Origin of the sequence: Mycolicibacterium pulveris, assembly GCF_010725725.1 — a bacterium.
Taxonomy (GTDB): domain Bacteria; phylum Actinomycetota; class Actinomycetes; order Mycobacteriales; family Mycobacteriaceae; genus Mycobacterium; species Mycobacterium pulveris.
The window spans coordinates 3,489,096-3,502,968 of the sequence record NZ_AP022599.1 but is presented as its reverse complement, the minus strand read 5'-3'; the positions used below and the strand labels follow the sequence as shown (position 1 = coordinate 3,502,968).

The 13,873-nt window shown below is 67.4% G+C and carries 12 protein-coding genes; 6 read left to right on the top strand and 6 right to left on the bottom strand.

All coding sequences use genetic code 11. The features are described 5' to 3' along the window. Nucleotides 1–79: 79 nt before the first annotated feature. Together G6N28_RS16965 and G6N28_RS16960 are read right to left on the bottom strand one after the other, a co-directional pair. The gene (locus tag G6N28_RS16965) at nt 80–1,474 is read right to left on the bottom strand and encodes a cystathionine beta-synthase (protein ID WP_163902206.1); all 1,395 of its coding nucleotides are present in this window, start codon (nt 1,472–1,474) and stop codon (nt 80–82) included. A gap of 29 nt (nt 1,475–1,503) precedes the next feature. Continuing rightward, nucleotides 1,504–2,565 carry an alpha/beta hydrolase gene (locus G6N28_RS16960; RefSeq protein ID WP_163902204.1) on the bottom strand — a complete coding sequence of 354 codons (1,062 nt, stop codon included), beginning with the start codon at nt 2,563–2,565 and terminating at the stop codon, nt 1,504–1,506. A gap of 196 nt (nt 2,566–2,761) precedes the next feature. Between G6N28_RS16960 and G6N28_RS16955 the strand changes: the two genes are divergently transcribed. Both G6N28_RS16955 and G6N28_RS16950 read left to right on the top strand, forming a co-directional pair. Next, nucleotides 2,762–3,754, top strand: a complete 993-nt coding sequence (locus G6N28_RS16955; RefSeq protein ID WP_235674610.1) for an SGNH/GDSL hydrolase family protein — start codon at nt 2,762–2,764, stop codon at nt 3,752–3,754. A 43-nt stretch (nt 3,755–3,797) separates the two neighbouring features. Further along, nucleotides 3,798–5,015 (top strand): acetyl-CoA C-acetyltransferase, encoded by a 1,218-nt coding sequence (locus tag G6N28_RS16950; RefSeq protein ID WP_163902202.1) that lies wholly within the window; start codon nt 3,798–3,800, stop codon nt 5,013–5,015. 36 nt (nt 5,016–5,051) lie between these two features. On the opposite strand, the gene G6N28_RS16945 is transcribed toward G6N28_RS16950, so the two are convergent. Beyond that, nucleotides 5,052–5,921, bottom strand: coding sequence for a hypothetical protein (locus G6N28_RS16945; RefSeq protein WP_163902199.1), 870 nt, complete (start codon nt 5,919–5,921; stop codon nt 5,052–5,054). A 139-nt stretch (nt 5,922–6,060) separates the two neighbouring features. After that, nucleotides 6,061–6,909, bottom strand: a complete 849-nt coding sequence (locus tag G6N28_RS16940; protein WP_163902197.1) for a Bax inhibitor-1/YccA family protein — start codon at nt 6,907–6,909, stop codon at nt 6,061–6,063. 153 nt (nt 6,910–7,062) lie between these two features. Between G6N28_RS16940 and G6N28_RS16935 the strand changes: the two genes are divergently transcribed. From G6N28_RS16935 to G6N28_RS16925, 3 genes are read left to right on the top strand one after another with little or no spacing between them, the layout of a single operon-like run. Further along, nucleotides 7,063–8,097 (top strand): enoyl-CoA hydratase/isomerase family protein, encoded by a 1,035-nt coding sequence (locus G6N28_RS16935; RefSeq protein ID WP_163902195.1) that lies wholly within the window; start codon nt 7,063–7,065, stop codon nt 8,095–8,097. Continuing rightward, nucleotides 8,097–8,870, top strand: a complete 774-nt coding sequence (locus G6N28_RS16930) for an enoyl-CoA hydratase (protein WP_163902193.1) — start codon at nt 8,097–8,099, stop codon at nt 8,868–8,870. The genes G6N28_RS16935 and G6N28_RS16930 overlap by 1 nt, the downstream gene beginning before the upstream one ends. Nucleotides 8,871–8,879: 9 nt before the next feature. After that, entirely contained in the window at nt 8,880–10,586 is a 1,707-nt protein-coding gene (locus tag G6N28_RS16925) for an alpha/beta hydrolase (RefSeq protein ID WP_235674609.1), read from the top strand. Here the strand turns inward: G6N28_RS16925 and G6N28_RS16920 are convergent. Then, nucleotides 10,583–10,966, bottom strand: a complete 384-nt coding sequence (locus tag G6N28_RS16920; protein ID WP_163902189.1) for a rhodanese-like domain-containing protein — start codon at nt 10,964–10,966, stop codon at nt 10,583–10,585. The two genes, G6N28_RS16925 and G6N28_RS16920, sit on opposite strands and share 4 nt — an antisense overlap. Next, on the bottom strand, nt 10,963–11,499 hold the full coding sequence (locus G6N28_RS16915) for a cysteine dioxygenase (protein WP_163902187.1): 537 nt from the start codon (nt 11,497–11,499) through the stop codon (nt 10,963–10,965). Before G6N28_RS16915 ends, G6N28_RS16920 begins: the two co-directional genes overlap by 4 nt. Nucleotides 11,500–12,129: 630 nt before the next feature. On the opposite strand from G6N28_RS16915, the gene G6N28_RS27305 reads away from it, so the two are divergent. Continuing rightward, nucleotides 12,130–13,860, top strand: a complete 1,731-nt coding sequence (locus G6N28_RS27305; RefSeq protein WP_163902185.1) for a hypothetical protein — start codon at nt 12,130–12,132, stop codon at nt 13,858–13,860. The last annotated feature ends 13 nt before the right edge of the window (nt 13,861–13,873 follow it).

Sequence of the window (13,873 nt, the reverse complement as noted above, 5' to 3'; positions counted from 1 at the left end):
GATGGCAGCGATTTCCGACGGGAAGTTGAGCGGCCGCCGATCCGAAAGTTTGCTCGCCTGGTAGCCGTGTCACCAGCGGTCAACGCGGGGCGTCGGCGTCGGACAGGAATCCGAGGAGGTCGTGTCGGGTCACCACCCCGACCGGTTTGCCCTCCTCGACCACCATGAGCGCATCGCATTCGCGCAGCGTCTTGGCCGCGGTGGTGACCAGTTCGCCGGAGCCGACCAGCGGCAGCGGCGGGCTCATGTGCTCGGCGACGGCGTCGGCCAGCTTGGCGCGGCCCTCGAACACCGCCGAGAGGAGTTCGCGTTCCGAGACGCTGCCGGCCACCTCACCGGCCATGACCGGCGGTTCTGCGCCAACGACCGGCATCTGCGACACCCCGTACTCGCGCAGGATGTTGATCGCGTCGCGCACCGTCTCGGAGGGATGCGTGTGCACCAGGTCCGGCAGCGCACCCGACTTGCCCCGCAACACGTCGCCGACCGTCGATTCCTCGACCGACCCGTCCAGCCGGCTGCGCAGGAAGCCGTAGGACGACATCCACTCATCGTTGAAAATCTTTGAGAGATAACCTCTTCCGCCGTCGGGCAGCAGGACGACGACCAGCGAGTCCGGCCCGGCTTCCTCGGCCACCTTGATCGCGGCCACCACGGCCATCCCGCACGATCCGCCGACCAGCAGCGCCTCCTCGCGTGCCAGGCGCCGGGTCATCTCGAACGAGTCGGCGTCGGAGACCGCGATGATCTCGTCGGGCACGGCGGGGTCGTAGGCCTTGGGCCAGAAGTCCTCGCCGACCCCCTCGACCAGATACGGCCTGCCGGTGCCGCCCGAATAGACCGAGCCTTCGGGGTCGACGCCGACGACGCGGACCTTTCCGCCGGACACCTCCTTGAGATAGCGCCCCGCCCCGGTGATGGTGCCGCCGGTGCCGACGCCCGCGACGAAATGGGTCACCTTGCCGTCGGTGTCGGCCCAAATTTCGGGCCCGGTGGTTTCGTAGTGGCTGGCCGGGCCCATCGGGTTGGAGTACTGGTCGGGCTTCCACGCACCGTCGATCTCCTCGACGAGCCGGTTGGAGACGCTGTAGTAGCTGTCGGGATGATCCGGCGGCACGGCGGTCGGGCACACCACCACGTCGGCGCCATACGCGCGCAGTACGTCCTGCTTGTCCTCGCTGACCTTGTCGGGGCATACGAAGATGCACTTGTAGCCGCGCTGCTGGGCCACAAGGGCCAGCCCGACCCCGGTGTTGCCCGACGTGGGCTCGACGATGGTGCCCCCGGGCTTGAGCTCTCCGCTGGCCTCGGCGGCGTCGATCATCTTGATCGCGATGCGGTCCTTGGAGCTGCCGCCGGGGTTGAGGTACTCGACCTTGGCGGCGACCAGGCCCGCACCCGGCGGCACCACGGAGTTCAGCTGTACCAGAGGGGTATTGCCGATGAGCTCACTGATGTGCCTGGCGATGCGCATGAGTCCATCGTGTCAGGCGGCGTGCAGCCTTACCAGGTGGCCTCGCGAATGTAGTCGCCGATCTGCCGCAATGACCTCTTCGCCTCGGAGACCATCGGCGAGGCAAGCTGGAAAACATGCATCTGACCAGGCCAGATGCGGATCTCCACCGGCACACCGGCGGCCGCGAGCCGGCGCGCGGCCTTACGGGCGTCGCTGACCAACACCTCGGAGCCCGACACGTGGATCAGCGTGCGCGGCAGGCCCGGCTCGATGTGGTCCAGCGGCTCGTAGACCGCTTCGCGCGTACCGTCCTTGCCGTTGCGCCGCGCCGCCTCCTCGACAAGGTCGACCAGTGCGTAGAACGCCCGCGGCGGAAACATCACATCGCTGCGGATGTTGGGATGGTAGGCGCGGGTTTCGTTGTCGATCTCGAACAGCGGTGACATCGTCACCATCGCCGCGGGCACCTCGCCCCGCGGACCCTCCTCCTGCAGCCGTTCGGCCAGCGTCAGCGCCAGGTATCCACCCGCGGAATCACCGGCCAGCACGATCTGGTCGGGTTCGTAACCCTTTTCGCGCAGCCACTTGTAGGCGTCGTAGCAGTCGTCGACCGCCATGCCCACCGAGTGCCGGGGAATCATCCGGTAGTTGACGACGAGCACCGGACAGTCAGCAAACGCCGACAGCCCGCTGACCAGGCGGCCGTGCGAGTTGGCGCCGCAGGTGAGGAACGCCCCGCCGTGCATGTAGAGAATGACCGCGCGCTTACCGTCGGCGGGCAGCACGCCCTTCGCGCGCACCAGTTGCGCGGTGCAGTTCGGCAAAGAAATCGTGGCCCGGATCGTGCCGGGCGGGGGCCGCATCACCCGCGAGACAAAGTCCACCAGTCCCCAGGGCCAGGGCAGCCGCGGGGCGTAACTTCCGATAGCTAGAGTCGGGCGAATAGTTAGCAGAGCCGCCAGCGCGGTGACGCGACCCGCCAGGCTCGGCCCGTCCTCGACGACCTCGACAGGCGCCCAGTCGCTGACCGGAAATTTCCGAGGTTTTCGCCCCTTAGCAGGCGTTATGCCAGCACGATGCGCGCTGGCTACCTTACTGGGTGCCGTCATCGCCACCACTTCCCTACGTCAATGTAGTTCCGGGTGCCGCCTCTTTCCTGAGCGTGGCCCGTACCTTAGCTTGACAGTCTATAAGCCGTTCAACAATCAACGAGGCATATTCGATACCGGAGTTGATACCGCAATGTGACACGAGATCGCCTGCCGCCACGCGGATAACCCAGAAAATCTTGCCTAAACTCAATGTGTGGGTAATCACGCGCCCCACCGGATGAAAACCGTCGCCCTGGCGGCCGCGGCGGCGCTGGCCTCGACGGGTTCGGTCTACCTGGGCGCCCGCAACCTGCTCAGCGAACAGGCCGCGCAGACCCGCGAGGTCATTCCCAAAGCGTGGGACATCCCTCCGCGCGCCGACGGCGTGTACGACCCCGGCGGCGGTCCGGTCGAACGTTGGCGCCGCGGCGTGCCGTTTGACCTGCACCTGATGGTCTTCGGTGACTCCACGGCGACCGGATACGGCTGCACCGACGCCGATCAGGTTCCCGGCGTGCTGCTCGCCCGCGAACTCGCCGGGGTATCCGGTAAACGAATTCGGTTGAGCACCAAGGCGATCGTCGGTGCAACCTCGAAAGGCTTGGCGGGCCAGATCGACGCCATGTTCGTGGCTGGTCCCCCGCCGGACGCCGCGGTGATCATGATCGGCGCCAACGACGTCACCGCGCTGAACGGAATCGGCCCGTCGGCCCGGCGGCTGGCGCGAGCGGTGAAACGGCTACGGGACAGCGGGGCCGTCGTCGTCGTGGGTACCTGCCCGGATTTCGGTGTGATCACCGCGATCCCGCAACCGCTGCGCATGGTGGTACGCAGCTGCGGCCTGCGCCTGGCGCGGGCGCAGACCGCCGCGGTGCGTTCCGCGGGTGGCGTGCCGGTGCCGTTGGCCGATCTGTTGGCACCGGATTTCCGCAAGATGCCCGAATTGCTGTTCTCGTCCGACATGTTTCACCCGTCGGCGGCCGGCTATGCCCTTGCTGCCAAGCAGTTGTTCCCGGCGTTGTGTAATGCGTTGAGCGAGTGGCTCGGTGACGCCGTGCCCGAGTTGCCGTGGCAATCACGCACCGTGGACAATTCGACGCTCGTCGCACGGGTGGGCAACTTGAGCAGGCTGTGGCGGCGTTCGACCGGTGTGCCCGCGCCTGTGCTGGGTGGGGTCCCCACGCCCGTCGCGGCAAGCGCGGGCTAGGTTCTCTTTAGTTCGTTCGGATCAGTCGTCAGATGGAGTAGCCATGCCTGAAGCCGTCATTGTCTCGACCGCACGGTCGCCGATCGGCCGTGCCGCCAAGGGCTCGCTGGTCGACATGCGGCCCGACGACCTCGCAGCGCAGATGGTGCGCGCCGCGCTCGACAAGGTGCCGGCACTCGATCCGCACGACCTCGACGATCTGCTCATGGGCTGCGGGCAGCCGGCGGGTGAGGCCGGGTTCAACATCGGCCGCGCCGTCGCCGTCCAGCTGGGCTACGATTTCCTGCCGGGAACCACGGTCAACCGGTACTGCTCGTCGTCGCTGCAGACCACCCGGATGGCGTTTCACGCGATCAAGGCCGGCGAGGGTCACGCGTTCATTTCCGCTGGGGTGGAGACGGTTTCGCGATTCCCGAAGGGCACGGCCGACGGTTGGCCGGACAGCAAGAACCCGCTGTTCGCCGAGGCGATGAGCCGCTCCGAGCAGGCGGCCGCGGGCGCCGACGAATGGCGTGACCCGCGCGAGGACGGCCTGCTGCCCGATGTGTACATCGCGATGGGCCAGACCGCCGAGAACGTCGCGCTGTTCACCGGCATCAGCCGCGAGGACCAGGACCACTGGGGGGTGCGCAGCCAGAACCGCGCCGAAGAGGCCATCAACAACGGCTTCTTCGAACGCGAGATCGTGCCGGTCACACTGCCCGACGGCACCAAGGTCAGCACGGACGACGGCCCACGGCCCGGCACCACCTACGAGAAGATCAGCCAGCTCAAGCCGGTCTTCCGGCCGAACGGCACCGTCACCGCCGGCAATGCGTGCCCGCTGAACGACGGCGCCGCCGCGCTGGTGATCATGTCGGACACCAAGGCTCGCGACCTCGGCCTGACACCGCTGGCGCGCATCGTGTCCACCGGTGTCAGCGGCCTGTCGCCGGAGATCATGGGCCTCGGCCCGATCGAAGCTTCGAAGAAGGCCCTCGCCAACGCGGGCATGTCGATCAAGGACATCGACCTCTACGAGATCAACGAGGCGTTCGCCGTGCAGGTGTTGGGTTCGGCGCGTGAACTCGGAATGGACGAGGACAAGCTCAACGTCTCCGGCGGCGCGATCGCGCTGGGGCATCCGTTCGGCATGACGGGCGCCCGGATCACCGCCACGCTGTTGAACAACCTGACCACCTACGACAAGACGTTCGGCCTGGAGACGATGTGCGTCGGCGGCGGCCAGGGCATGGCGATGGTGATCGAGCGGCTGTCCTGACCCTGAATTCGCCGAGACTGCACACAGATCGCGAATTCACCCAATTTTGCGATCTGTGCACAGTCTCGATCGCCACGCCCGTTCCAGCCGACGCAAGATATCGGCGCTGCTGTTCGCCTTGACGACTCTGACCCGCGACCAGCCGAGTTCGGCGATGTCCTCCGAACGCGCAATGTCGTAGGCGTACTGGACCGGATCCTTGCGGTGCTGCTCGCCGTCGTATTCCAAGGCGAGCATGAGGTTTTCCCACCCCATGTCGAGGTAGTAGCGCCGACGGCCATCGGGGCTCAGCAGCGGTATCTGCGTCCTGGGGCGCGGGTAGCCGGCACGGATGGCCAAGAGGCGTAGCCACGTCTCCTTCGGTGATGCGGCGCCGGGATCGTATAGCTGCAAAGCCTTTTCGAGCCGGCGCAGGCCGCGGGCTCCTCGGTGCGCCGCCGCCACGGCGAGCACATCGTCGATTGTCAGGCCGGTGGCATTGCCCAGCGCGTCGAGCCGGGCAACCGCCTGGTCCAACGTTCCGCGGCGACCGATGTCAAAGGCCGTGCGCTCACGCGTCGTCAGCCGGAGCCCGTGTTTACACTCGAACTCCTCTGCGCGAAGCCGCATATCGAACGTCCGTAACCCGGCGGGGGGACGGGCATTCGACCAGACCAGCTCGACAGGACTCGAATCGTCGACCCATTTCGCGCCGTGTAACGCCGATGCGGTAAGACCCGCGATCACCCCTTCACGGTGCGACCACAGCCATCCTGCGACCGCGCGTTGGCGCAACGTCGGCGCCGCGTCGTTCGGCACGTAGATGTCGGGAAAGAGCGGGCGATACTTCGCTCGCAGTTCGTGCTTTCTCAGTCGGCCGTTGGCAATGGCGTCACTACCGATGAACGGCCAGCTGTGCGTGGTCATGGCTCTGAGAATCGCCGCTCGGCGGACTGCGAGACTGCGCACAGATCGTGATCTGGGGATCAATCGCGATCTGTGTACAGTTTCGGCGCACAGAAAAAGCCCGGCACCATGCGTGGTGCCGGGCTTTCTCGTCGGGCGACTACTCGCTGTTGAAGTAGCTGAGCAGACGCAGAATCTCGATGTACAGCCAGACCAACGTGACGGTCAGGCCCAGCGCGATGCCCCACGCGGCCTTCTCCGGCGCGCCCGCGCGCACCATCTGGTCCGCGGCGTCGAAGTCGATCAGGAACGAGAACGCCGCCAGGCCGATGCACAGCAGCGAGAAGCCGATGGCGAGCATGCCGCCGTCGCGCAGGCCCAGACCGGCACCGCCGCCCACACCGAACATCGCGAGCACGAGGTTGAGCAGCATCAGCGCCAGCACCCCGAAGAGGCCGGCGACGATCATGCGGGTGAACTTCGGCGTCACGCGGATGGCGCCGGTCTTGTAGACGACCAGCATGCCGAAGAACACCCCGATGGTGCCCACGATGGCCTGCGAGATCATTCCCACGCCACCGACCGAGACGACGTTGGCGATGATGAACGAGATCGCGCCGAGGAACAGGCCCTCCAGCGCGGCGTAGCTCAGCACGATCGCCGGGTTGTCCTGCTTGCGGCCAAAGGTCGCAACGAGCACCAGGGCCAACCCACCGAGGCCGCCCACCAGGGCGAACGGCATGGCCAAGCCCAAGTTCTGGGACACCAGGAAGTACGAGACGACACCGACCGCGGTCAGCAGGGCCAGCGTGATGCCGGTCCGGGTGACGACGTCATCGATGGTCAGCGGCCGGGAGACACCCGCCTGCTGCGGTTGGGGGTACTGGGTTGTGTAGGGGTCCGCTTGTACCGCCTGCGCACCGTAGCCGGCGGCTCCGGTACCGAACTGCGCGTATCCGCCCTGTGTCCTGGGCAGCGAACGAAATACCGGGTTGCTGGTTTCCCGCACCGTCGGTTCCTCTCCTGTGAAGTGGTTCGACAGAGTTGGCGAACACACAAACAACGATCGCGGCCAGACGTCAGTTCCCGAACGACCCGGCCATCACGAAAAAACCTTACCCGGGGCTGCCTCGGCCCGGGGTGAAGATCTAGATTGCTATCTGTGGCAGAAAACGAGGATGTCCTAGTAACTGTCGACCGTGGGGTCGGGCTGATCACGCTCAACCGGCCAAAGGCCATCAACTCGCTGAACCACGCCATGGTCGCGGTGATGTCACGGGTGCTGACCGAGTGGGAACGCGACGACGACGTCCGCGCCGTCGTGGTCGACGGCGCCGGGGAGCGCGGCCTGTGCGCGGGCGGCGACATCGTGGCGATCTACCACAGCGCCCGCGCCGACGGCTCCGAGGCGCGTCAGTTCTGGTACGACGAGTACCTGCTCAACGCCCACATCGGCCGCTTCGCCAAGCCGTACGTCGCGCTCATGGACGGCATCGTGATGGGCGGCGGCGTCGGGATCAGCGCCCACGGCAGCGTGCGGGTCGCCACCGACACCACCAAGATGGCGATGCCCGAGGTCGGGATCGGCTTCATCCCCGACGTCGGCGGCACCTGGATCCTGTCGCGAGCGCCCGGCCTGCTCGGCCTGCACGCCGCGCTGACCGGTGTGACGTTCAACGGCGCCGACGCGATCGCAATGGGCTTCGCCGACCACTACGTCGCCCACGACAAGCTGCAGTCGTTCAAGAACGCGCTGCTGAGCGACGGTATCGATGCCGCGCTCGCCGCCCACGCATCCGAGCCGCCCGCGAGTCAGCTTGCCGCACAGCGCGACTGGGTCGACGAATGCTACGCCGCCGAAACCGCAGTCGACATCGTCGCCGCGCTGCGTGACCACGACGCACCCGCGGCCAACGAGGCCGCCGACCTGATCGCCAGCCGCTCACCCATCTCGGTGTCGGTGGCGCTGGAAGCGGTCCGCCGGGCCGCCAAACTGGACACACTGGAAGACGTGCTGCGTCAGGAGTACCGGACCTCGTGCGCGTCGCTGCGCAGCCACGATCTCGTCGAGGGCATCCGCGCCCAGGTCATCGACAAGGACCGCAACCCGAAATGGTCACCGGCATCGCTGGCGGCCGTCATCCCCGCCGACGTGGAGGCCTACTTCGCGCCGGCCGACCGCGAACTGGAGTTTTGATGAGCTACGAGACCATTCTGGTCACCCGCGAGGACCGTGTCGGCACCATCACGCTGAACCGTCCCAAAGCGCTCAACGCGCTCAACAGCCAGGTGATGAACGAAGTCACCGCTGCCGCAGCGGAATTCGACAGCGATCCCGGAATCGGCGCGATCATCGTCACCGGCAACGAGAAGGCGTTCGCGGCGGGCGCCGACATCAAGGAGATGGCCAGCCTGACATTCGCCGACGTGTTCGCCAGCGACTTCTTCGCCGCCTGGGGCAAATTCGCCGCGACGCGTACCCCCACGATCGCCGCGGTCGCCGGGTACGCGCTGGGCGGCGGGTGCGAGCTGGCGATGATGTGCGACGTGCTGATCGCCGCGGACTCCGCGAAGTTCGGTCAGCCCGAGATCAAACTCGGCGTGTTGCCGGGCATGGGCGGCTCGCAGCGGCTCACCCGCGCCATCGGCAAGGCCAAGGCGATGGATCTGATCCTCACCGGGCGCAACATGGATGCCGAGGAGGCCGAACGCGCGGGGCTGGTGTCGCGCGTCGTACCGGCCGACAAACTGCTCGAGGAGGCGAACGCGGTCGCCAAGACCATCGCGGGAATGTCGCTGTCGGCTTCACGGATGGCCAAGGAGGCCGTCGACCGCGCGTTCGAAACCACGCTCGCCGAGGGACTCCTCTACGAACGCAGGCTGTTCCACTCGGCGTTCGCCACCGACGACCAGACCGAGGGCATGAACGCCTTCACCGAGAAGCGCCCCCCGAACTTCACCCACCGCTAATCTGCCTTGGTGACAGATACCCGCGACGACGCAGCGGCCGCGGACCAGGAGCAGGCTCCCCCGAAAGAGCCGGTCAGGACGCGGTGGTGGGTACGCCACTACACGTTCACCGGAACCGCGGTCGGCCTGGTGTTCATCTGGTTCTCGCTGACGCCGTCACTGTTGCCGCGCGGCCCACTGTTTCAGGGTCTTGTCAGCGGAGCGGCCGGAGCCGCCGGATACGGACTCGGCGTGTTCACGGTCTGGCTGGTGCGCTACATGCGCTCGAAGGACAGCAGCCCGCAGGCGCCGCGGCTGGCATGGATCGCGTTGGTGGTCATCGGAATCGTCGGCCAGATTTTGATGATCGTCTACTTCCATCGGTGGCAGGACGAAGTTCGCGACCTTGTCGGGGTGTCACGCCTCGAGTTCTGGGACTACCCCTGGACCGCGGTGCTGTCGATCATCGTGCTGTTCGTGCTCGTCGAAATCGGCCAGCTGGTCGGCAGGCTGGTGCGATTCCTGGTCCGACAACTCAATCGCTTCGCGCCGCCACGCGTTTCGGCCGTCGTGGTGGTGATTCTGCTGCTGGCATTGAGCATCGCGCTGCTCAACGGCGTGGTGGTCCGCTTCGCGATGAGCACCATCAACAAGACGTTCTCGGCGGTCAACGACGAAACCGACCCGGACTTCGCCGCGCCGACGTCGCCGTTGCGCTCCGGCGGACCTCAGTCGCTGGTCAGCTGGGAGTCGTTGGGACATCAGGGCCGGATATTCGTCTCGTCGGGCCCGACGGTCGACCAGCTCACCGAGTTCAACGGTGCACCGGCGGTCGAACCGATCCGGGCCTATGCCGGGCTGCACTCCGCGGACGGCATCAAAGCCACCGCCGAATTGGCGGCCCAAGAGTTAAGGCGCGCAGGCGGACTGGACCGTGCGGTGGTCGCCGTCGCCACCACCACCGGCACCGGCTGGATCAACGGTGCGGAAGCCACCGCGCTGGAGTACATGTACAACGGCGACACCGCGATCGTGTCCATGCAGTACTCGTTCCTGCCGAGTTGGCTGTCGTTCCTGGTGGACAAGGAGAACGCGCGCCAGGCCGGGCAGGCACTGTTCGAGGCCGTCGACGAGATGATCCGCGAGATGCCCGAGGCGGAGCGCCCGCAGCTGGTGGTGTTCGGTGAGAGCCTCGGCTCGTTCGGCGGCGAGGCGCCGTTTTTGGCACTCAACAACCTCATCGCCCGCACCGACGGTGCGCTGTTCAGCGGACCGACGTTCAACAACACCATCTGGACCCAGCTCACCCGCGAGCGTGATGCGGGTTCACCGATGTGGCTGCCGATCTACGACGACGGGGAGAACGTCCGGTTCGTCGCCGAGGCGGAGAACCTCGGCAGGCCCGACGCCCCGTGGGGCACACCGCGAGTCGTATACCTTCAGCACGCCTCCGACCCGATCGCGTGGTGGAACCCGGATCTGCTGTTCGCCGAACCGGACTGGCTGCGTGAGCCCAAAGGTTACGATGTGTCGGGCCGCATGCAGTGGATCCCGATCGTGACGTTCCTTCAGGTGTCGGCCGATATGGCGGTCGCCGTCGACGTGCCCGACGGGCACGGCCACGTCTACGTCAGGGACGTCGCCGATGCCTGGGCCGCGATCCTGCAGCCGCCGGGCTGGACCGCGGAGAAGACCGAAAAGCTGCGTCCGATGTTGCGTAGCAACGAAAGCGCCTAAACCAGAACCTTTTCGGCCTTCAACGCGTGGTATCCGCCGATGACGTCGGTGGCGCGGTGCAAGCCGAGGTCCTGCAACGCCGCGGCGGCCAGGCTCGAGGTGTACCCCTCCGAGCACAGCACCACCCACTCCACGTCGTCGCCGACGGCCTGGGGCAGCCGCGCGTCGCTGGTCGGGTCGCAACGCCACTCCAACACATTGCGTTCGATCACCAGCGCGGCGGGGACGTCGCCCTCCCGGTGGCGTTGGGCCTGCGGACGGATGTCCACCAGCACCGCGCCCCGGGTCAGCGCGGCAGGCACGTCCCGCGCGGGCAGCCGACGCAGCCGAGCACGGGCGTCGGCCAGCATCCGGTCGATACGGCTCGCGGGCAACGTCATCCCTCCGGACCGTCGGTGAGCTGGGTGCGCCTGCGACGCAGCGTGTTCCGATGTGTCACCTCGTAATACGACATCGCGGTAAGAGGCGGCGAATAGGCATGCACACTCAACGTGGGCGCCGAGTCGTTGCGGTCGGGCGCCCACACCACGTCGTGCACCCAGCCGAGGGGAAAAGCCGCCTGATCGCCGGCGGAAAGTCGGCGGTGTCGTAATACCGAGCCGTCCCAACGGGTTTCGCGCAGCGCGCCCGAGACCACGGTCAGTGCACCCAGCGACCCGCCGTGGTCGTGCAATTCGGTGGACCGATCCGGCACCCAGCTGATCAACCAGATGTCGAGTTCGTCATCGCTGTGCAGTCGCGCGAACCACCGCTCGTCTCGTGGTGGGCCGCTCGCGCGAAGCAGCCGGTCGTGGCCACCGCTGAGCACCTGGTCTGCCACGCGGTCGGTGGCCTCCAACAGATCGGGTAGCCGCAGCCGGGTGGGTGCGGAGACGGCGGGCGCTGTCGACAGCAGCGCTGCGGAGGTAGGCATGAAAACTCCAGAGACGACGAGCGGACGGGGGTGGCGGCGTTCAGTCCGCGCAACACCACTGCGATCCGGTCGTCATGTCCGCCAGTGTGACAGCGACCGGGGCGCACCGCGACGCCCCGGCGCCGAGGTCTGCACGAACCGGACCCGAAAGACCTGCTCCAGACGCCCGATCGGGGTGGGTCGAGCAAAACTCACGGTGAGCAAAACTCAGCGGGAGCCCGCAGTCGCCTCAGCATGGTTTGCGCATGAGATCAGTCAATGTTGCTAAAGCGCGCCAAATATTTTCCTCATGCGTCAATATAAGCGCCGGGTGGCGCCCCCGGCCGAGATCTTGCCGGAGCCGCCCCAGCCCGCATCCAGCGCGGCGTAGGAGATGGCGTCCGGATTTGCGCATTTCTCAAATATCCCGAGGCACCACCATCAAGATCTTGCGATGTGATTTGCTGACCTGGGAACACGCCATCGGCGGCCGACGCCCGCGATCGAGGCATCCAACGATTTCTCCGAACCCCGCCGAGAACCTATGAAAACCGACAGTAATTGTGCTAATTGTATGTTGCTCACTGTTTGCAGTGGATTAGCCATGACATTCGAGGGTTTCCTCACAAGGCGAAGGGGTCGACACTGCCGATGGCCACGCACAAGCGCTCACAGCCCGTCACGAAAAAGAAGTCGCTGGTCAGAGCCGCCGCCTTGACCAGCGGAGTGCTGGCCGCCGCCGGTGGGGGCGCGATCGCCGGCACACCGCCTGCGGTCGCGGAGAGCTCGCCGTCATCGTCGACGCAGGCCATCAGCGACTCACTGTTCGGCTTCGGCGCGTTCGTGCCGTCGATCCTCGGGCTGACACCGCAGGGCGGCACGCCGTATTCGCCTGCGCTGTACGAGAACCCCAACAGCAAGGTGATGTTCGGCTGGACCAACTATCTACCGCCGTCACCCGTCGCACCGTCGGGCAACGCGAACACTCCCCTGTTCGACTGGACGGCGGTGATCCCGAAGCCCCCGTCGGGCGACCCGCTGTTCGGCTGGATCGCGGCTGTCCCCGGCACTGTCGACGACGACTCACCGATCGGCGACGGCGGCCCGAGCACACCGACATCGGTGGACCCGGGCCGCCTCACCGGGGTCGATGCTTTCCAAAACGCCGCGCTCACGATGAACTCGGCTTTCCAAAACGGCTTCAAGACGCTGTTTCACAACGCCACCGAGCCCGGCGAGAACGGCGGCCTGCTGATCGGAAACGGCGCCGACGGCGGGCCGGGCCAAAACGGAGGCCGCGGCGGCTTGCTCTTCGGTAATGGCGGCAAGGGCGGCCCGGGCGTCGCCGGTGTCAACAACGGCAAGGGCGGCGACGGCGGCAGCGCCGGCCTGTGGGGCAACGGCGGCGCGGGCGGCGCGGGAGCCAGCAGCACCGACGAGAACGGCGACGTCGTCGCCGGAGACGGCGGCAACGGCGGTAACGCCGGAATGTTCATAGGCAACGCCGGCGCAGGCGGTGAGGGCGGAAACGCTACCAGCGTGTCCGGTGACGCACAGGGCGGCCAGGGCGGTCACGGCGGTAGCAACACGTGGCTGGGCAGTGCGGGGGCGGGCGGTGCGGGCGGCAGCGCCACCAGCGAGACCGGCACCGCCACCGGCGGGGCGGGCGGCGACGGCGGCAACGCGGGATGGCTGTTCGGCTGGGCGGGCGCCGGCGGCGCGGGCGGGGCGGCCACCAGCGATACCAACACCGCCACCGGGGGCGACGGCGGCAACGGCGGCAACATCGGCATCGAGGGTGACGGCGGAGACGGCGGCACCGGCGGCGAGGCGCAGACCAACGAGGGCACCGCCACCGGAGGCGACGGCGGCGACGGCGGCGGGTCGTTCTTCAACGGCACCGCGGGTAACGGCGGCGACGGCGGCGACGCGACCGCGCAAACCGGCACCGCCACCGGTGGTGACGGCGGCAACGCGGGCAGCGGCGGGATCGACGGTCAGGGCGGTGACGGCGGTGACGGCGGCGACGCGGAAGTCGACGAAGGCGACGCCTACGGCGGCAACGGCGGCAGCGGTGGCAGCAGCGGCCTGATGCAGGACGGCGGCGACGGCGGCGACGGCGGCGACGCGACCGCGGAAACCGGTACCGCCACCGGCGGCGACGGCGGAACCGGCGGAGCGACCAGCTGGGCCAACGGATATCAGGGCGGGCGCGGCGGCGACGGCGGCGACGGCACCGCAACGAACGGGGTCGGCAACGGCGGCAACGGCGGCAACGGCGGTCGGGACGGTCTCGGCGCCGCCGACGGGCCCGGCGGCTCGGGCGGCACCGGCTCCGGTTCCGACGGCAGCAACAACGGCTCCGATGGGGCCAACGGCTAGCGATTGCATAGAT